The following is an 18,399-nucleotide window of genomic DNA, read 5'->3' as shown; positions in this document are numbered from 1 at the left end:
TTATTTAACATGGCAATAATATCATTTAAAGTAGCAGAAGCCAGTACCTAACCACCGAAAGTGACAGCGCTGGCTCTGCCTCCTAAATTTTTGAAGAAGATAATCTCATTATGGCTTATCAAGAACGCCTCAAACCCTGGGCGGTTATCAATTCAGTGTCTCCGTCACAAAAGGTAGTCGTCAGCCGCCACCGGAGTCGCGTTGATGCAGAAGAATACCTTCGGTTATTACGTCAGCAAAAGCCTACTAGCCAACATGAAGTCGTTTTCGAGCTAGCAGAGGATAGGGTGTAAGGAAAAGTAAGGAGATGAAATTGCTTCATCTCCTTTCTTTTTTCGACTCACCACCTACAAATTGCTTGAAATCAATTGGCGGTACTCACTCTTTTGCTTAACGCCTTTGACTTCCTTGAGCAGATCCTTATCTTTGAAGAACTGAACTGTGGGTGTTCCTGTGACACCAGCATTTTCAGCAATATCTCGGTCTTTGTCGATATCAATTTCGACAAAGTGAATTTTGCCGTCAAATTCATCCACGACTTTGTTTAAGATGGGCTTGAGGGTATGGCAAGGACCGCAGCCAGGAGAGACGTATTTGACGATGAGTAGGCGATCGCTATCATGGAACAGCTTCCGCAAAGCATAACCCCCCTGATGGCGGGTTGCATTCAAATCAAATTCAGCGGCTAGCTGTTCTTCAGTTTTCTTCTCGGCTAACTGTTCGAGTTCGTTATCTGGTGTTTCCGGCTTTTGATGGAATTCCTGAATTAAGCCACTGGAAGACAACCAGCGTTCTGCTAACATCGCCGCCGCACAGCCACTACCTGCAGCGGTAATTGCTTGACGGTATTCATGATCTTGTACATCGCCTGCAGCGAAAACGCCCTCTACGCTTGTTTCAGGAGAACTAGGCTTGGTGACAATGTAACCCACGTCATCAAGTTCTAGTTGTCCCTTGAATAAGGATGTGTTGGGGTTATGACCAATGGCGTAGAATAATCCCTTAACGTGCAGTTTACTCTCTTCGCCAGTTTTGGTGTTGCGGATTTTTATCCCTTCCATGTGCTTGTCGTTCCCAAACACATCCGCTGCTTCTGTGTTCCAGTGAACGGTGATTTTGGGGTTACTCAAAACCCGGTCTTGCATGGCTTTGGAAGCCCGCATCTTCTCGGTTCGCACCAGCAAATTCACTTTAGACCCGTACTTGGTCAAGTAAATCGCTTCTTCCGCTGCTGAGTCGCCACCACCAACCACGGCTAATTCTGCACCGTGGAAAATAGGCGTAGCACCGTCGCAGATCGCACAAGCAGAAATTCCTCGACTCCAGAATTGATGTTCACTGTCTAAACCCAAGCGCCTTGCTGTCGCACCCGTGGCGATGATAATGCTGTGGGTTTTCAATTCCCGTTCGTCTGAACGGACTGTAAAAGGACGCTGACTAAAATCAACTTCAACAACATCTTCTGTATATAACTCAGCCCCCCAGCGTTCTGCTTGAGCTTTCATTTTATCCATCAATTCGGGTCCGGTAATTCCTTGGGGAAACCCAGGAAAGTTCTCCACTTCAGTCGTTGTCATTAACTGACCACCAGGTAACCCCCCGGCTTGGAAACCCTCAAAGACAACTGGTTTGAGGTTAGCTCGTCCTGCGTAAATGGCAGCTGTATACCCTGCTGGACCAGAACCGATAATGACTACGTTTTCTACTGTCGGGTTAGTCATGCTTTTATATATAAACTCATAACGACTATGACTTAGTATAGCATACCAAACAGGGCGTTATAGAAAATTCCGATCTGGGAATACTAATACCAAGTTGCGGCGAAATTACCTCACCAAGTACCCCATTACCCCTCTCCAAAGCATTCGGTGAGGAGTGATTTGAAACTGGGAAGAACTGAGAAAGTTCTGTTTGTAACCAAAAAAGTGACTAGTTACGGAATAATACTGATGGGTATAGAAAGAAAAGTTAAATTACTACAGCACGTTCTTAAGAAAAAAAAGAAGGACGAAGGCTTCACACTCATGGAACTGTTAGTAGTAATTATTATTATAAGTATTCTATCTGCTATCGCTTTGCCCTCGTTCCTTAGCCAAGCGAACAAAGCAAAACAATCAGAGGCTAAAACCTATGTGGGTTCAATGAACCGAGCACAACAAGCTTATTACTTGGAAAATGGTCAGTTCGTAATTGATACAAGTAAGTTGGGGATTGGTATTAAACCCGAAACCGAGAACTACAAGTACGAAATTAAAGTAAATACCAATCAGGTTGCCAATAATGGTATTTCTCGGAAAAATGGCCTCAAATCCTACGCAGGTGTTGTTATTTTATCAGAACAAGAAGGAGCAACTTTAGCCATCTTGTGTGAGTCTGATAATATTGGCGTAGGAAGCACGCAGGAGCCAAGTAGCACAACCAACGGAACCTCAGCACAACCAAAATGCCCGCCGAACTACACGGAACTGAAGAAGTAGCAGCCTAAATGATACCTCCACCGAATCAGTCCCCGTAAAAAAATTTAGCTGTTTTAATCTCTAATAGAACCGTTGATAAAGGTGGGTAGTCCAAACTACCCACTTTTATTTTGATTTGAATTCTAGCAAGACAACTTTTTTCTAAAAATTTTATACCATTTAAAAATCTTATTTACGTGTGCTCTTTTTGTCTTCTTTCTTTTGGAGCGTATTTTTCCGAGTCTTTGCCTCTGCTCAAAATATTAATTTTTTCTACAAATTTTTCTAATCTCTATATAATGCTAGATGTTTACGATATTGTATATAACTGAATAATTCGGCATAACTCCAGCTAACTGCATAGTTCACCGTTCCGTCAAAACCTTCAAAAAACCTCCAGTTATATAAGTTTTTTAAAACCTGCACACATCATGGTGAAAGAAAAAAATAACATTTTGCATATATCCTCAAAACGTGCCCAAAACGTGCTCTTTGTGCAAGATGTAGGGTGGCTATTGTTTTAAATCTGTCAAAAGTAATGACTTTCTGGCAAGAAAATGTAACTCCTGCAGGTGGGGATTACCGTACAAAAGCGAATGAAATAGTCACTCACTTGAGTTAAGTTATGATATAGTTAGAAAGTTGAGACTTGCTTTGCCAAAGTAAAAAGCTCCACGCATCGGCAAGAATTCCAATACGGAAAGCAGTTTTGATTAAGCATTTACCCAACCAAATCTGAATTTAATCGAGGTTATGAGTAAGCAGCAAGTTATTCACCCAATGGTGAAGTTGCAGCGTAATGTGCGTTCACTCGTAGATTCTAGTATTATCAAGCCCACAGATAATATCTGGAAAATCGCTTTGCTCTTCGGCAATGAATGGCAGCACTGGAAGCAAGAATTGCTAGACTACGGGTTTAGTATGCAAGACCCAGTAAGCGAATTGCTAGCTGTGGAAGCTTGGGACGAAGAATAAGAAGTAGGGCAATAAAGTCTCTATTTCCTGTTTCTTATACCTTTTCCCTAGACTTTACACACTGCTAAAGCCGCCACTAAATCCTTGGCCGTTTGATAGCGATCGCACGGCAAAGGTTCCGTGGCGCGGTCAATCACTTCTCGTAACTGGGGAGTAATCGTAGGCACATTTGCGACTTCAAACCGGAAACTTCGCCCTCTCTGGCGGTAGAACTTAAAAGGGCTTTCGCCAGTCAGCAAAAAAATAAGTGTCGGTCCAATGGCATATAAATCGGATTGGGTGACGGGTTGTCCCCGTTCTTGTTCAGGGGCACAATAACCCTCTGCACCAATACGAGTCCCAGGCGTTGTGGCAATCTCTTTGACCGCGCCAAAATCCAGCACCACTATACGATCATTGCAGTTTTGCACCATGAGGTTAGCGGGTTTAATATCCCGGTGGATCAGGGGTGGTTCTTTGCTATGGAGATATTCCAGAATATCGCAGGTTTGAATCATCCAATTAATCGCTTGATTTGGGACAACTGGTCCTTTTGAATAAACAAGTTTTTCTAAATCCTGTCCATGAATTAATTCCATTGCCAAATATTTCTTCCCACCTTCGACAAAAGAATCATAATATTTAGGAATTCCAGTATGGCTTAGGGATTTAAGAGTATTTGCCTCTCGTTCAAATAATTCTTGTGCCTTAGCAATTTTTGCCATATCAGCATTCATCTGCTTTAACACCAACAATTGTGGGTGTCCAGCTATTGTTCCTAGCCCATCCCAAGCTAGATAAGTAGTACCCATACCTCCCTGTCCCAGAATTCGCAATACCTGATATTGGCGAATTGTCTGCATGATAGACATTGGTTGACCGCAGTGGATGCAAAACAAGTTGTTAGGCGAGTTTCCTTCGTGAGTGCAACTTGTATAAGGTAACGCGGGAGTTGGAGAATATGGTGGAGTGGTTTGCTTGTGAATTTGGAATTTTAGAATAGGACCTTTTTGTGCCAGTTGCAGCACAGAGTTATCTGACAATGAAGTTTGAGTGATTAAAACGCCGTTGAGAAAAGTGCCATTTGTGCCTTGACTAATGACCTGCCAAGAACCGCCATTTTTATCCGAATCAACTTGTCGGAGTTCTAAATGATATCGTGACACCAAACTATCACTTAAAACCACGTCATTATCTGCTGAACGACCAACCCGAATCACAGATTCGTCGTCAAAGTGCCACTGCTGGAGAGGTATATTTTGTTGCGGTTCTAACAGGGTCAGCGTGACCATAGGTAATTTTTAATAGGAGAAGGGAGTAGAAAGTGGCAAAGGGGAGTTGAGGAGAAGGAGTGAGAAAGCAACAGAAGTTTCCCGGACTCTGTTACTCTCGGACTCTGTTGCTCCTCCAACTCCCTTGTCTGTAATTTACAATTATTGCTGTTGGTTTATACTTTGGCGCACTCTTGCCCGAATAAGTACAGCAGTAATATTGTCATGACCATTGTAATGGTTTGCCAAATCAATTAAAGCTTGAACGCCACTTTCCAGATTGGCAGAATGACTTAACAAAGGTGCTAAGTAGTTTTGCCAATGAAGAGTCAGCAAATCATTATCTGATAAACCATCCGAAGCAAGAAGAAAAAGGGTATCTTCATTGATCTCAAAAAACTGGATATCGGGAATGATAGACTGTTCATCGCGAGGACCAAGGGCTTGAGTCAATTGGTAAGCATCAGGGCGGGAGTATGCCACACTACGTTCTACACCCCGAGAAATTTCTCGTTGACCAACTTCATGGTCCATTGTGACTTGTTCCAGTCCTCTTTTGCGAGTGACGCGGTAGAGACGACTGTCTCCCACATGAGCAACCGCAACTTGAGTATCTTGGATTAAAATCATAACTACAGTCGTACCCATACGCCCAACACCAGAACGGGCGTCTTGTTGATTAACATTAAAAATTGCTTGATTGGCTAGCCGCACTGCTGCGCGGATATTATCTTCTGTTGGCAGTTGATTAGAAGCCCAGTGGGTTTGAAAGTACTCGCGCAAAGATTTGACAGCCAAAGCACTAGCAACCTCGCCACCCGCGTGTCCGCCCATTCCATCACACAGAATATACAAACCACGCGCCTGCAAAGTATGGGTGTTGGGTGATTCTAGGTTGTATACTTTTGTATCAATACCAAAATAGTCTTCATTATGGTCGCGTTGACGCCCAACATTGGTAAGTCCTGCATTTTCCAGGCTTATTAACTGCATAGGCAGCATAGCTATGGACTTATCATCGCTTTTGAATTCAGTCTCATCCTCTTGGTCATCCAATTGCAAGACAGTGGGTGCAGCATTACTTTTGAATAATGTAGAGGGAATTGAAACGCTTGTAGAATTGCCTTGCAATTCAGACACGATGTCTGACAAAGATGATTGCAGCTGCGCCAGGGTCTCTAAATTTCCTAGTTCTAACTCTCCGATCAGGTGTAAAACAGAGCCAAATTGAGTGCGTTGAGACTGTCTAAAAAGTGCGTGCCAAACCTGCCCTAAAGCTTGGATTGTCAAAGGCTGCACAACTGTCGTCTCTGGTAGTGTTGCTTGTGTATCCTCTGGGAAGTTAGTAGCTGTCTTGTCTGGTGATTCTACGTACAATTTTTGTAGTGCTAATGATAGTTTTTCATCAACTCGTAGATTGGACAATTCCAACAAACTTTGACGACAGTGAGCTTTTTCCAGCACTGACCAAAGTTGGGTCATCTGGGAAAAAAAATGTACAATTTGTAACGAGCTTAGTGAATCATCCTGCCACAAATCAACTAATTCCTGCCAATTCGAGCGGTCTTCGATGAGTACCACCTGCATGTCGTCCTGCTGCCAAGCATCATGAATGGGCGGTATTCCCAAATGGCACCATGATCGTAAAGCAATATAAGGTTTGGCTAGACTGGGAATCTTATCAACCCCAACTGATGCCATGACTAGTCCCTTTTGCTGATTTGTCAGCATAACCTCAAGGAGTGAGACTTGGTATGGTTGGCAATCTAGAACTCTCACCGAGACTTGAGTGTTAGGAGCAATTTCCTGTAAGGCTGGTAGCGGTTCTAGCAGCTGATAACGCTTTTGTGAGTCTAAGTAAGAACCTGGTGATAAGGCAGATGAGAAAGATGAGGAAGCAAAATCTTCCTTATCCTCCCCAACTCGCCGACTCTCTTCTTTTGTAATAATTGCCCACAAAACGCTTCCGCATGCTGCGCCACAGTTATCACATTCTCGTGCATTTAAAGCCAAATCAGTGCCGCACTCTCCACAGACCTTATGAGTCAGTGAAGCGCCACAGCGTTGGCAGAATTTGTTAGCATTGGGGTTTTCAAATTTACACTGAGGGCAAATCAGCATTGTGGAAGTTCCTTAATTCCCGTTCCAAGGTGCTTTTAGCCACTACAATCCAAAAGTGCCACATTTGTTAGCACCTGCCTACAGTAGATCTACAATATATTGTGATTCATCTGGCGAATTTTAGTGGCAGTCTTAATTTAGACGCATACTAACTATAGATTTGAGATATTGGCAAGCTATATTTTGACAAAAAATTGCCATGAAAACTAGGCATTGTCGCATATTCCGACACATATCTTTAGGTTTAGGAAACTCAGAAGGTAACTAGATTTGGGATGATAGGCTCTACAATGATAACTAGTGTCATACTTTAGTTATAGTCTAAAAGCGTTGTTCTATTGCTCTTAAACTTTCTTGAGCCTGCAAAAGCTAAATCGAGTAACAACTTGAGTTCGCTTGAGCTTAAGTCGCGCCATTGACCTGGTTGCAAATCATCTAAATGTAAGTGGGCGATGCTTATCCTGACCAGCCGCAAAGTGGGAAATCCCACAGCCGCCGTCATTCTTCTGACCTGACGATTTTTGCCCTCTGTCAAAGTCATTTCTAACCACGCTGTCGGCACATTTTTGCGAAACCTAATCGGCGGATCGCGTTCTGGTAAAGGAGGGTCTGTTGGCAATAGTGCCACCATTACTTGTCGAGTACGGTAATCTTGAATCGTCACACCTTGTTGTAGCTGCGTCAAAGCCGCAGCATCAGGAATTCGTTCTACCTGCACCCAGTAAGTTCGTTCGTGTCCAAACTGAGGGTGGGAAAGGCGATGTTGCAATTGCCCGTTGTTAGTCAATAGGACTAACCCCTCGCTGTCCCAGTCCAAACGACCCACAGGGTACACATCGGGAATGTCGATATAGTCTTTGAGGGTGCTACGAGTGGGAGTGTCTTTTGTAAACTGGCTGAGGACACCATAGGGTTTGTAAAACAGAATGTATCGATAGTTAGTCATGAGTGATGAGTGTAGCGCCCTTGCGCCTTGCGATCGCCTTCAAATCTTATGTCCAGATAGCTATTGTCCAAACACCTACCCAATTTCCATCTGGTGTTTGACCAATGTCATAAAGATAATAAACAGCCATACCGCCAATTACATACTCTCTTAAGTTTGTTAGACGTGATTGAAGTAACTCATCCAAAGGCTTAAATTGTTCAAAGTACTCCCGATCTGGGTAATCGTTTTCTTGTGCGTTTTCACTAAATCCTTTAAAGGCACAAGTCTTAACAAATCCTGTAGAATCTAGCAGTTTCTTCATCATCACTGCCCTAGTATCTGCTATTTCCAAAACAAAGCCTTGCTTTTCTTGATTTTTTTCATAGTATTCGGTAACAATAAATTTTAATTTTGCTAGTAATGGTTCAAGTTTAGTTTTTAACTTGAAAGTGCTTTCTTTTACTAAAGTACTACTTTCCATCAAAAATTTCTCTGAACGTCTTGCACTAGGCTCATTGTCAATTCTAGGAGATATACCAATCCAATCTCCGTCCTTGGTATTTCCTACAAGTATGTGAAAAGCCTCGTATTCTCCACTTTCATCCTCAAGACTTATTCGATATATTTGTGATGATGTAGTGTATAATTCCAGAAAATTTATTATTTCCTGATAGTTTTGACTACTTTCTGGCGCTATTTCTGAAACAAACTGTAAGAAATCATCTAAATTTACAGGTTTCATAAAACCAGCGGTTTGTAGCAAATTTTCTACTGTAAAATCTCCTTGATTTACAACTTCAAATACAAAAGTTTTAAAAGGATAAGAATTTTCACTACCAAATAATAATCCTTCTGTGGCTGCTTGAAGTTGAGCAACAAATTCGGCATTACTAGGTTTCATGGCATCGCCCCAAATTATTCAAACTCAACTTGCCCAGGTAAATCCAAAGCTATTAGCAAAGCTTGATCCAATTGCTGCAAAGATAACGGTGAAAGCATCCCACGCAAATACAAAAAACGAGTTTTAGCTAAAGCACGAACTTGCTCCGCCATTGCCACTGAATCCCTATCTAAACCCCCATCAGGCGCGTGAATGAGAACCTGACTTGGATAAATACGCCTTCCAAGGCGATAATTTGTGCAGGGAACCACTAGCACGACTTGACTAGCAGAGTTGATAGCATCACGGCTAACAATAATGACAGGTCGGGTTCGTGCCTGTTCAGACCCTTCAGTTGGATCGAGACAAGCATCATAAACTTCTCCTCTCCTCACTGCTGAGTTTCACCTATCTGAAACGCTTCCCAATCAGATTTAGCAAATTCATGACTCATCATTACTGCTTCTGCTTGACACTCAACATCATTACCCATTCCTGCAAAAGCTGCATCAATCTCAGCTCGTTTTTGAACCGCTAGTTCATGACGTAACGCACGAGCAACAAAATCATTGCGACTCTTTGCTTTTCCTTCTCTTACAGCGCGATCAGTTGCTTCCAATAACTCAACTGGTATGCTCAATGTTGTGCGAACAGTTTGATTTTCCATACAGCTATAACAAATATACAGCCATCAAGAGTTTGATGATTCATATGATGTCTATTATGACATCATATGATAGTTACCCAACCCCACCACCGTACTCACTTCAAAATTTGTCAACTTCCTTGCTTCCAGCCCTAGGCAAGATGTAAAATCTATTTTCATGCTAGGGGTGCCTGCATAGGCTGAGATTACACCCTTAACACCTGAATCCGGGTAATACCGGCGGAGGGAAGCTGTTTATCGAGGAAAGCAAATATGCGGACAGAATGGGTCGCCAAGCGGCGTGGGCAGAGTAATGTTACTCAAATGCACTATGCCCGTCAGGGTGTCATCACCGAAGAAATGCATCACGTCGCCCACCGGGAAAACCTTCCCATTGAGCTTGTTAGAGACGAAGTAGCACGGGGACGGATGATTATCCCTGCTAACATCAACCACACGAACTTGGAACCAATGTGTATTGGTATAGCCTCCAAGTGTAAGGTTAATGCCAATATTGGCGCTTCTCCGAACTCTTCCAATCTTGAGGAAGAAGTCGCAAAGCTGAATCTAGCGGTGAAGTATGGCGCTGATACCGTCATGGATTTGTCCACTGGTGGCGGAAACTTGGATGAAATTCGCACTGCGATTATCAAAGCTTCACCAGTACCAATTGGGACAGTACCAGTTTATCAAGCTTTAGAAAGCGTCCACGGCAATATTGAAAAGCTGACACCAGATGACTTTCTGCATGTGATTGAGAAACACGCCCAGCAGGGTGTCGATTACATGACTATCCACGCTGGGATTTTGATTGAGCATTTGCCTTTAGTCAGAAGTCGCCTCACTGGCATTGTGTCTCGTGGAGGAGGTATTTTGGCAAGATGGATGCTCGCTCATCACAAGCAAAATCCACTTTATACGCACTTGCGCGACATCATTGAAATCTTTAAGAAATATGACGTTTCTTTTAGTTTTGGTGATTCTCTGCGTCCTGGTTGTACCCATGATGCTTCTGATGATGCGCAATTAGCGGAACTCAAAACTCTCGGACAACTGACTCGTAAAGCTTGGGAAGATGACGTACAGGTCATGGTAGAAGGTCCTGGACACGTTCCAATGGATCAAATTGAGTTTAACGTCAAAAAGCAGATGGAAGAGTGTTCTGAAGCTCCTTTCTACGTGCTGGGACCATTGGTGACAGACATCGCCCCCGGCTACGACCATATCACCTCGGCAATTGGGGCAGCAATGGCTGGTTGGTACGGTACTGCAATGTTGTGCTATGTCACACCAAAAGAACACTTGGGCTTGCCCAATCCTGAAGATGTCAGGAATGGTTTGATTGCTTATAAGATAGCAGCTCATGCCGCAGATATAGCCAGACACCGCCCAGGTGCAAGAGATAGAGACGATGAACTCTCCCGCGCCCGTTACAACTTCGACTGGAACCGTCAGTTTGAATTATCACTCGATCCGGAAAGAGCGAGGGAGTACCACGACGAAACTCTGCCAGCAGACATTTACAAAACTGCTGAGTTTTGTTCAATGTGTGGTCCCAAGTTCTGCCCCATGCAAACCAAAGTTGATGCTGATGCACTCACAGAACTTGAGAAGTTCTTAGCAAAGGATAAAGCAACAGTTATCCAATAAGGTTCGCGCAAAGACGAGGGGTTTCTCGACTTGATCCGTCACAAAGACGCAAACTCTTTTATGTTTAAGCCCGCCTGTGCGGGCTTTGTTTGTCTAGCCTCAGAATTCTATTCTTATCGTGATAAGTACGATCTGCTTCGTACACGTTATAGTACTAAGTATTTAGCAATACTCAAGATTATCCTGAGTATTGGCAAACCTTTTATTCAGGTATGCAAGTAAATCAGGACTTACGCAAAATTATAAAGAAACGTAGACGCGGAGCGGCTTCCCGCAGGGTACCGCAAAGGACGCAAAGGACATGTAAGCGCAAAGCGCACGCCAAGGGCGAACGCGTAGCGTGCGCCTTAGCGCATAGAAATAAGAGTTTCACCAGAGTTCTTGCGTAAGTCCTATAAATACTAGTACGGGAATTTACTTTATGCTGTCTCTTACTGTTGGCGATCCGGTTCCTTGGTTTACCCTTCCCTCCACCTCAAACCCAACCTTCCATTTCAGTTCAGTTGGTGGATATCGTGTCATTTTGTTTTTTTTCGGGAGTACTAAAAATAATCTTATTCGTGAAATTCTCAATCAATTCTGTACTCGCCAAAACCAATTAACTTCGTACCAAGTCCCATTCTTTGGTGTCAGTATAGACCCAGATGATAGTTTTCTGGCAGAGTTAGTTGAGAATAAAACTTATTTCAAGTTCTTGTGGGATTTTAAGCGGGAGGTCAGCATCCAATACGGTGTTTGTCAGCCAGATAATCCCGCAGGTAGTGAATTCCAATACGAGCCAAAAATCTTTATTTTAGATGAAAATTTACGAGTCCTACAGGTTATTGATGTCCTAGCGAGTGCTCATCCTATAGAGCAAGTTTTCCAGTTTATTGACGGCTTACCTGCTATACCGCCAGCCAGTCTAGCAACAAAACTTGCACCTGTTCTTTTTATACCCAATGTACTAGAGCCAAGCTTTTGCCAGAATTTGATTGACTTGTACTTAGCAGATGGTGGTCAAGATTCTGGCTTTATGCGACAAGTTGACGGTAAAACAGTGACAGTCTATGACTACAGTTTTAAAAAACGTCGAGACTATTTTATTTCAAATCCTCAACTACTAGAGCAGATTAATCAAAGCATCATTCGGAGAGTCAAGCCGGAGATTGAGAAGGCATTTCAGTTCAGCATTACTCGCTTTGAACGCCACCTAGTCGCTTGCTACGAAGCAACTGACCAAGGCTTCTTTAATCGCCACCGCGATAACACAACCAAAGGTACAGCTCACCGAAGGTTTGCCATGTCACTGAATCTCAACACTGGCTCTTATGAAGGTGGCTACTTACGTTTTCCAGAGTACGGATCCCAGCTTTATTGTCCAAACACAGGAGAAGCGTTAATTTTTTCTTGCTCTCTGCTTCATGAAGCCACTCCTGTCACTAGTGGTCGGCGCTTTGCCCTTCTCTCGTTCTTTTACAACGACGAAGATGCTAAAGTTAGAAAAACAAATAGCAAGTACGTTGTACTTGACAGTACTGCTGATACTCAAACTGAATATTCCTCTAAGCAAGCAGAGAAAACAGCACAGGGCTTTGGGAAGCAGCCAACAAAGAAAAAACGTTAGGTTTCTTTGTTGGTCTCACTCAATTTGATTCAATTGTGAGCAGTACTTGGGTTGGGTTTGCCCAACCCCTAGTGCGTCAAGCCAGAGGCTTATCGCCTACCATTTTTCCCTTAATATTTCTTTACACAATTGAGTTTATTTCTCCTCCTTAGTCATTGATTCGCAAGTTGCCGATATCGCTCTTGAATTTCCTTTATCGTATACACTGCCTCAAACTCCAACCCTGCTTGCTGGTAGAATTCGGCTCCTCCTTGCTGACGATCTACTAGTGAAATCACTTGATTCACGGTATAACCTGCCTCTCTAAGTCGCTCAACGGCTTTCATCGCAGATTGTCCAGTCGTAACCACATCTTCCAAAACTACCACTTTTGCACTTTCTGGCAAGCTGGGACCTTCAATATATGCCCTTGTTCCATGTCCCTTGGCTTCCTTACGAATAATTAATGCTGGTATCGGTCGGTTTTCATAGGCAGAAACCACACTTACGGCGCTGACAATAGGATCAGCCCCTAATGTTAAACCAGCAACTGCTTGAGTCTCTAATGGCAGCATAGATAGAAGAATACGACCAATTGCCAAAGCGCCTTGGGGGTGAAGTGTTACCTGCTTGCCGTTGATATAGTAAGAACTCCGCTGTCCTGAGGAGAGGACAAAATCACCTTCTTTATATGCTAGTTGACAAAGTAAATCGAGTAAGTATTGGCTAACGGTTACTAAATCAGTAGTAGTTGCGCTGATATTCGGTTGGGCATGAATTTCGGCTTGATATGTCATCACAATACGCTCCACTGCGTTCCACTCATAATGAGAAAAATATACTTCTGAGACATCGTACCAATAAGTGCTCAGTCCTGAGTAATTTTTCTCTTACGGGAAATCCAAAGAGTTTTTTCTCACCATTTTTAAATCCAGGGTGCAGGAGTTGAACCTGCCTAGCGCGAATTATGAGTTCGCTGCCTCAACCGCTCGGCCAACCCTGGTCGAGTTTAGATTATAGCACAAGTCAATAGAATTTGACAATGTTAATATGACATACCAGATTTTCATACCATATACTTTGACGTGGCAGTAGTGGAGACTAATATTGATTAAGCTCCTCTAGTGATTGAAGTAAATAACTTCGATACTTTTAAATAGACCAGCATTCTTTTGCAATGACTTGTCGGCAATGAAACTAAATTCTACGGTACTTCTGACTTTGATTTTGCTAGTTCTGATGTTGGGGGCTGGCTCTGTAAGTGCATTTTGGGGATTTACTTTAGGAAGTGCAGCACTCAAAGGTGTTACAGCACCAGATGCTCGTCCTACCAGCAAATACACCAGCGCTAAATCAGCTAAGGAGCAACACGCAGGGGTTGCTTTTCTCAAGGAGGATCAAATCCTGAAAATTGTCAAATCGCGAATTGAGGGCAAAACTAAAGCTGCCAAATCTAGAAAAAAAGATGATGATGATGAGCAGGTAAATACCAGCAAGGCCAAGAAAGAGGAAAAATCAACGCCCGCAGCTGAACAAGAAAAGCCTCAGGAAGGATTTCCCATTAACGCCCAAAGCGAAGGTGTTAGCCTTTCCGTACAATCTGCTCGCTTTTCTGGTGGTGCTTTGCTTCTAAAAGTACAAATGCAGAACAAAGGCAAAGATTCTGTACGCTTCCTATATAGTTTTTTGGATGTATCTGATGATAAAGGACGAACCTTAAGTGCGAGTACAGAGGGTTTACCTTCTGAATTACCGGTAAATGGATCTCCTGTTTCTGGTACAGTGAGCATTCCTACACCTTTACTTGATAATGTCAAGCGTATTTCACTCGCTCTGACAGATTATCCTGCTCAAAGACTGCGGCTAGAAGTACCAAATATTCCCGTAGAAAGATAGGTGTTAGTGGTTAGTAGCACAACTAACCACCAATAAAATATTCATGGGGCATCAGTATTATACGGCAACGAAGGTGAGTGCTTCTTTTGGCTTAAGTTGGACAGATGTTGGGCTGCGATTGTTATCAGTGCTAGTGCTGATTGCTATCAATGCCTTTTTTGTAACAGCAGAATTTTCTATGGTGACAGTGCGCCGATCGCGCATCCATCAACTGGTGGAGGCTGGCGATATTCAGGCGATCGCCGTTGAAGTTTTGCAACACAGTATGGATCGATTGCTATCGACAACTCAATTAGGTATTACTCTCTCTAGTTTGGCACTAGGCTGGATTGGGGAAAGCACCATCGTTGTGCTAGTAAAATCATGCTTACTATCTTTACCTCTACCTATAGGAATGAGTATAGTCGTAGCTCATTCTCTATCAATTCCAATTGCCTTTTTTTTCATAGCTTATTTGCAAATAGTTTTAGGAGAACTGTGTCCCAAATCAGTATCCATACTCTATTCAGAACAACTAGCAAAATTTTTGGGACCTTCGATCAGAGCAACTGTCAGGTTTTTCAGCCCTTTTATCTGGATTCTTAACCAATCAACTCGCTGGCTATTGCGATTTTTTGGTATTGAATACACGGGTCAAAGTTGGAAGCCGCCTGTTACACCTGAAGAATTACAACTCATTATTTCCACAGAACGCGAATCTACTGGATTGCAACCACAAGAACGACAATTACTCAAAAACGTCTTTGAATTTGGGGACGAGACAGTACAAGCAGTCATGATTCCTCGTACGAGTGTTATCGCTTTGCCAAAAATCGCTACCTTCGGGACTCTTCTCCAGGAAATGATAGCTACAGGTCATTCTTGCTACCCTATTATTGGAGAATCTTTGGATGAAATTCGCGGCATAGTTTACTTTAAAGACTTGGCAAAACCCTTAGCTGTGGGAAAGCTGACTTTAGAAACACAAATTCAGCCCTGGATGCGCCCTGCAAGATTTGTGCCAGAACATACTCCCTTAAAGGAACTCTTGCCAACTATGCAGCGAGAGGAACCAACTATGGTGATGGTGGTAGATGAATTTGGTGCGACTGTAGGATTGGTCACTATCCAAGACATCATTGCTCAAATTATCGGTTATCCCGGCGAACCAGACACCACTAATGATTTGCTCATCAAGATTTCAGACGAGCAAACTTTTCTTGTCCAGGCTCAAATAAACCTGGAAGACCTGAATGAGATTTTGCATCTCGATTTGCCCTTGAGAAAAGAATACCAAACTTTAGGAGGCTTTTTACTTTACCAGTTAGACAAAGTTCCTACCCTTAGCGAAACCTTTCGCTATGAAAATCTAGAATTTACCGTCGTCTCAGTCACTGGACCACGCTTACATCAGATTCAGGTGCGACGGTTGGAGGAGTAGGAGTGAAGAGGGAAGAACACAAAGAAGGAAATTGTCTCTTCCTCTGTGGCTTCCTCATCTCCCTAGTTCGCATAAGCCAATGGGTCTTTCAATCCCAGTTCCCCAAAAGCTGCAAGACGCAAACGGCAAGAATCACAGACACCACAAGCAACATCGCCTCCTAGATAGCAAGACCATGTGAGTTCCCAAGGAACACCCAATTTATTGCCAAGTTGGATAATTTCAGTTTTTTTTAGCTGAATTAAGGGTGTCTTGATGGAAATGCTTTGCCCTTCGCGTCCTTGTTTTGTTCCTAAACGAAACACTTCCTGCATTGCTTGGATGTAGTCAGGACGACAATCAGGATATCCAGAATAATCTAGGGCATTAACACCTATGTAAACACACTGAGCAGAAATTGTTTCGGCATAAGCAAGGGCAAAACTTAAAAAGATGGTATTGCGAGCTGGAACATAAGTGACAGGGATACTTTGAGACATTTCCTCCAAGTCACGTTTCTGGGGTAATTCTATCGCATCATCTGTAAGAGCCGAGCCGCCCCATTGTCTTAAATCAAACTTTACCACTTGCTGGTCTACCACGCCAGCTTTTTGAGCAATTGCCAAAGCTGAGTCTAACTCTCGTCGATGTCGCTGTTGGTAATCAAAGGAAATGGTATGGCAGTTATAACCATCGGCGATCGCTTGGTATAAAACCGTGGAAGAGTCTAAACCACCAGACAATAAAATGACAGCTTTCATAATCAACTTGCGGCAGGTGTCGAAACCCAGTACCTTGAGATCTGGGTTGAGGTATAATACCGTTTTACTTTAAGGTTGATACAAATGAACAGCAATGGAGTTGGGAGCAAGGGGAAATAATTGTAGAAAATCATTTGTATCAGGCATTTCCTGAAATGGTCTAACACGTAACAAATGAAACCAGCCCTACAACTAATTATCACACAAAGACTTAACGGTAGTAAAAACCGCCCATGTTCACATTATTCGCTTCGATTTTAAAATACGGGGCTACCACGCTCCCACGTTATTGTAGATTTCGTTTTCGGTAATCATTTTTTTTGTGAAACAAAGAGCACTTGACTAACGTCTTAGTTAGTTTCTAAAGCTAATAAAAAGCTCATTATAATTTTCGTAAAGTGCAAAAAAAGCATCAATTTAAACACTTCTTATAAAACCGAGTCATATGGCGGGAACTCACAATAAACTTTGAAATTCTTCATAAATAGAACCTCTATGTTACCATCTGGATGGTTTTAGACGCATAGCCATTGGCAGTTGAGTATCAAATCCAATGACTACAACGTCTCTAAATGTGGTGGTTGAGGAGAGAATAACAGTGCAGAATAGAAGTATGTCAGTGGGAGAACAAAATGGTCAACTACAGCGCAACCATCCACGACCGATCCGCATAGGCGTGATCGGCGTGGGTAATATGGGACAGCATCACGTTCGAGTACTGAGTTCAATGAAGGACGTTGAACTGGTTGGTGTAGCAGATATTAATGTTGAACGAGGATTAGAAACCGCCAGCAAATACAAGGTGCGCTTTTTTGAAGATTATTGCGACCTGCTGCCTCATGTACAGGCAGTTTGTGTTGCCGTACCCACGCGTTTGCATTACGCCGTTGGAATCAACTGTCTTTTGGCGGGAATTCATGTTCTGATTGAAAAGCCAATCGCAGCAAGTATATCTGAAGCAGAATCATTAGTAAATGCTGCCGCCGATTCTCAATGTATTCTACAAGTCGGTCATATAGAGCGCTTCAGCCCAGCATTTCAAGAATTGAGCAAGGTGTTGAAAACTGAGGAAGTGCTAGCGCTAGAGGCACATCGTACAAGTCCATATTCAAGTCGGGCAAACGATGTCTCAGTTGTTTTGGATTTAATGATTCATGACATTGACCTGCTTTTGGAATTAGCCGCAGCTCCTGTAGTGAAGTTAACAGCTAGTGGTAATCGTACATTAGACTCTGGTTATTTAGATTACGTAACTGCGACATTAGGATTTGCCAATGGTATTGTTGCTACTGTCACTGCCAGTAAAGTGACTCACTGCAAAATTCGTCGTATTGTTGCCCATTGTAAAAATTCCTTTACTGAAGCAGATTTTCTCAGAAATGAAATTTTGGTTCACCGACACACCAACGACTATCGACAAGCAGCATTATATAGACAGGATGGCGTGATTGAAAGAGTTTCTACAAGTAATACTGATAAACTAGGTGCAGAGTTGGAGCATTTTGTCAACTGCGTGCGTGGAGGTAACCAACCTTCAGTTGGTGGTGAACAAGCACTCAAAGCTTTAAGACTAGCAAGCTTAATCGAGCAGATGGCTTTGGAAGACCGTGTTTGGAACCCATTAGATTGGCAATCTGAACCAAAAGTGCAATCTTTGACACCCACTGTTTAAGGGAACAGGAAACAGGTTACAGCACGGTACATCAATGTATAAAAAGGGAATGGGGGATAGATTGTAGGGGGTGAGAGAATAGAATCTCGTTATCATCCACAACTTGTAACCTGTACCCTTTTTCATTTATAGAAAGTGTATTTTTTCAAAAAATTAGCTAAAAAGTATTTAGATTAGGAC

17 protein-coding genes, 1 tRNA gene and 1 riboswitch are annotated in these 18,399 nt (G+C 42.8%); of the genes, 8 read left to right on the top strand and 10 right to left on the bottom strand.

Features of this window, described 5'->3' with window-relative positions:
- Nucleotides 1–110: 110 nt before the first annotated feature.
- Complete coding sequence (locus DP116_RS15360) at nt 111–293, top strand: hypothetical protein (protein WP_169156019.1); 183 nt, start codon at nt 111–113, stop codon at nt 291–293.
- 54 nt (nt 294–347) lie between these two features.
- On the opposite strand, the gene trxB is transcribed toward DP116_RS15360, so the two are convergent.
- Nucleotides 348–1,721: a thioredoxin-disulfide reductase gene (trxB, locus tag DP116_RS15355; protein WP_169156018.1), complete on the bottom strand. Its 1,374-nt coding sequence runs from the start codon at nt 1,719–1,721 to the stop codon at nt 348–350.
- A 228-nt stretch (nt 1,722–1,949) separates the two neighbouring features.
- Between trxB and DP116_RS15350 the strand changes: the two genes are divergently transcribed.
- The gene (locus tag DP116_RS15350) at nt 1,950–2,477 is read left to right on the top strand and encodes a type IV pilin-like G/H family protein (protein ID WP_169156017.1); all 528 of its coding nucleotides are present in this window, start codon (nt 1,950–1,952) and stop codon (nt 2,475–2,477) included.
- A 732-nt stretch (nt 2,478–3,209) separates the two neighbouring features.
- Nucleotides 3,210–3,431 carry a DUF4327 family protein gene (locus DP116_RS15345; RefSeq protein WP_048871101.1) on the top strand — a complete coding sequence of 74 codons (222 nt, stop codon included), beginning with the start codon at nt 3,210–3,212 and terminating at the stop codon, nt 3,429–3,431.
- 47 nt (nt 3,432–3,478) lie between these two features.
- Here the strand turns inward: DP116_RS15345 and DP116_RS15340 are convergent, their stop codons facing one another.
- The 6 genes from DP116_RS15340 to DP116_RS15315 form a co-directional block, all read right to left on the bottom strand.
- Nucleotides 3,479–4,702, bottom strand: coding sequence for a protein kinase domain-containing protein (locus DP116_RS15340; protein WP_169156016.1), 1,224 nt, complete (start codon nt 4,700–4,702; stop codon nt 3,479–3,481).
- Nucleotides 4,703–4,843: 141 nt separating this feature from the next.
- Nucleotides 4,844–6,802 carry a serine/threonine phosphatase gene (locus DP116_RS15335; protein ID WP_169156015.1) on the bottom strand — a complete coding sequence of 653 codons (1,959 nt, stop codon included), beginning with the start codon at nt 6,800–6,802 and terminating at the stop codon, nt 4,844–4,846.
- A 310-nt stretch (nt 6,803–7,112) separates the two neighbouring features.
- Nucleotides 7,113–7,748 (bottom strand): rRNA large subunit pseudouridine synthase E, encoded by a 636-nt coding sequence (locus DP116_RS15330; protein WP_169156014.1) that lies wholly within the window; start codon nt 7,746–7,748, stop codon nt 7,113–7,115.
- 46 nt (nt 7,749–7,794) lie between these two features.
- The gene (locus DP116_RS15325) at nt 7,795–8,631 is read right to left on the bottom strand and encodes a nuclease A inhibitor family protein (protein WP_169156013.1); all 837 of its coding nucleotides are present in this window, start codon (nt 8,629–8,631) and stop codon (nt 7,795–7,797) included.
- Nucleotides 8,632–8,645: 14 nt separating this feature from the next.
- Nucleotides 8,646–9,005, bottom strand: coding sequence for a type II toxin-antitoxin system PemK/MazF family toxin (locus DP116_RS15320; RefSeq protein ID WP_169156012.1), 360 nt, complete (start codon nt 9,003–9,005; stop codon nt 8,646–8,648).
- Entirely contained in the window at nt 9,002–9,277 is a 276-nt protein-coding gene (locus DP116_RS15315; RefSeq protein WP_169156011.1) for a ribbon-helix-helix domain-containing protein, read from the bottom strand. Before DP116_RS15315 ends, DP116_RS15320 begins: the two co-directional genes overlap by 4 nt.
- A 152-nt stretch (nt 9,278–9,429) precedes the next feature.
- A riboswitch (TPP riboswitch) is annotated at nt 9,430–9,522 on the top strand.
- A gap of 7 nt (nt 9,523–9,529) precedes the next feature.
- On the opposite strand from DP116_RS15315, the gene thiC reads away from it, so the two are divergent.
- Complete coding sequence (gene thiC, locus DP116_RS15310; RefSeq protein WP_169156010.1) at nt 9,530–10,906, top strand: phosphomethylpyrimidine synthase; 1,377 nt, start codon at nt 9,530–9,532, stop codon at nt 10,904–10,906.
- Between the two features lie 421 nt (nt 10,907–11,327).
- On the top strand, nt 11,328–12,512 hold the full coding sequence (locus tag DP116_RS15305) for a redoxin domain-containing protein (RefSeq protein ID WP_169156009.1): 1,185 nt from the start codon (nt 11,328–11,330) through the stop codon (nt 12,510–12,512).
- A 152-nt stretch (nt 12,513–12,664) separates the two neighbouring features.
- On the opposite strand, the gene pyrE is transcribed toward DP116_RS15305, so the two are convergent.
- Together pyrE and DP116_RS15295 are read right to left on the bottom strand one after the other, a co-directional pair.
- Nucleotides 12,665–13,288 carry an orotate phosphoribosyltransferase gene (gene pyrE, locus DP116_RS15300; protein WP_169156008.1) on the bottom strand — a complete coding sequence of 208 codons (624 nt, stop codon included), beginning with the start codon at nt 13,286–13,288 and terminating at the stop codon, nt 12,665–12,667.
- 133 nt (nt 13,289–13,421) lie between these two features.
- Nucleotides 13,422–13,494, bottom strand: a tRNA-Ile gene (locus DP116_RS15295).
- A 188-nt stretch (nt 13,495–13,682) separates the two neighbouring features.
- Here DP116_RS15295 and DP116_RS15290 point away from each other — a divergent pair.
- Together DP116_RS15290 and DP116_RS15285 are read left to right on the top strand one after the other, a co-directional pair.
- Nucleotides 13,683–14,387: a hypothetical protein gene (locus DP116_RS15290; RefSeq protein ID WP_169156007.1), complete on the top strand. Its 705-nt coding sequence runs from the start codon at nt 13,683–13,685 to the stop codon at nt 14,385–14,387.
- 43 nt (nt 14,388–14,430) lie between these two features.
- Entirely contained in the window at nt 14,431–15,807 is a 1,377-nt protein-coding gene (locus DP116_RS15285) for a hemolysin family protein (protein ID WP_169156006.1), read from the top strand.
- Between the two features lie 62 nt (nt 15,808–15,869).
- Here DP116_RS15285 and queC read toward each other — a convergent pair whose 3' ends face one another.
- Nucleotides 15,870–16,547 (bottom strand): 7-cyano-7-deazaguanine synthase QueC, encoded by a 678-nt coding sequence (gene queC, locus DP116_RS15280; protein WP_169156005.1) that lies wholly within the window; start codon nt 16,545–16,547, stop codon nt 15,870–15,872.
- A gap of 613 nt (nt 16,548–17,160) precedes the next feature.
- On the opposite strand from queC, the gene DP116_RS15275 reads away from it, so the two are divergent.
- Entirely contained in the window at nt 17,161–18,219 is a 1,059-nt protein-coding gene (locus DP116_RS15275; protein ID WP_211173289.1) for a Gfo/Idh/MocA family oxidoreductase, read from the top strand.
- Nucleotides 18,220–18,399: the final 180 nt, after the last annotated feature.

The sequence above is a fragment of the Brasilonema bromeliae SPC951 genome, assembly GCF_012912135.1.
Lineage (GTDB): Bacteria > Cyanobacteriota > Cyanobacteriia > Cyanobacteriales > Nostocaceae > Brasilonema > Brasilonema bromeliae.
This window is presented reverse-complemented; position numbering and strand designations above follow the sequence as displayed.

Coding starts and splice junctions, on each gene's coding strand:
- DP116_RS15360 (WP_169156019.1), top strand. CDS start 111: ATGGCTTATCAAGAACGCCTCAAACCCTGGGCGGTTATCAATTCAGTG.
- trxB (WP_169156018.1), bottom strand. CDS start 1,721: ATGACTAACCCGACAGTAGAAAACGTAGTCATTATCGGTTCTGGTCCA.
- DP116_RS15350 (WP_169156017.1), top strand. CDS start 1,950: ATGGGTATAGAAAGAAAAGTTAAATTACTACAGCACGTTCTTAAGAAA.
- DP116_RS15345 (WP_048871101.1), top strand. CDS start 3,210: ATGAGTAAGCAGCAAGTTATTCACCCAATGGTGAAGTTGCAGCGTAAT.
- DP116_RS15340 (WP_169156016.1), bottom strand. CDS start 4,702: ATGGTCACGCTGACCCTGTTAGAACCGCAACAAAATATACCTCTCCAG.
- DP116_RS15335 (WP_169156015.1), bottom strand. CDS start 6,802: ATGCTGATTTGCCCTCAGTGTAAATTTGAAAACCCCAATGCTAACAAA.
- DP116_RS15330 (WP_169156014.1), bottom strand. CDS start 7,748: ATGACTAACTATCGATACATTCTGTTTTACAAACCCTATGGTGTCCTC.
- DP116_RS15325 (WP_169156013.1), bottom strand. CDS start 8,631: ATGAAACCTAGTAATGCCGAATTTGTTGCTCAACTTCAAGCAGCCACA.
- DP116_RS15315 (WP_169156011.1), bottom strand. CDS start 9,277: ATGGAAAATCAAACTGTTCGCACAACATTGAGCATACCAGTTGAGTTA.
- thiC (WP_169156010.1), top strand. CDS start 9,530: ATGCGGACAGAATGGGTCGCCAAGCGGCGTGGGCAGAGTAATGTTACT.
- DP116_RS15305 (WP_169156009.1), top strand. CDS start 11,328: ATGCTGTCTCTTACTGTTGGCGATCCGGTTCCTTGGTTTACCCTTCCC.
- pyrE (WP_169156008.1), bottom strand. CDS start 13,288: ATGACATATCAAGCCGAAATTCATGCCCAACCGAATATCAGCGCAACT.
- DP116_RS15290 (WP_169156007.1), top strand. CDS start 13,683: ATGAAACTAAATTCTACGGTACTTCTGACTTTGATTTTGCTAGTTCTG.
- DP116_RS15285 (WP_169156006.1), top strand. CDS start 14,431: ATGGGGCATCAGTATTATACGGCAACGAAGGTGAGTGCTTCTTTTGGC.
- queC (WP_169156005.1), bottom strand. CDS start 16,547: ATGAAAGCTGTCATTTTATTGTCTGGTGGTTTAGACTCTTCCACGGTT.
- DP116_RS15275 (WP_211173289.1), top strand. CDS start 17,161: ATGTCAGTGGGAGAACAAAATGGTCAACTACAGCGCAACCATCCACGA.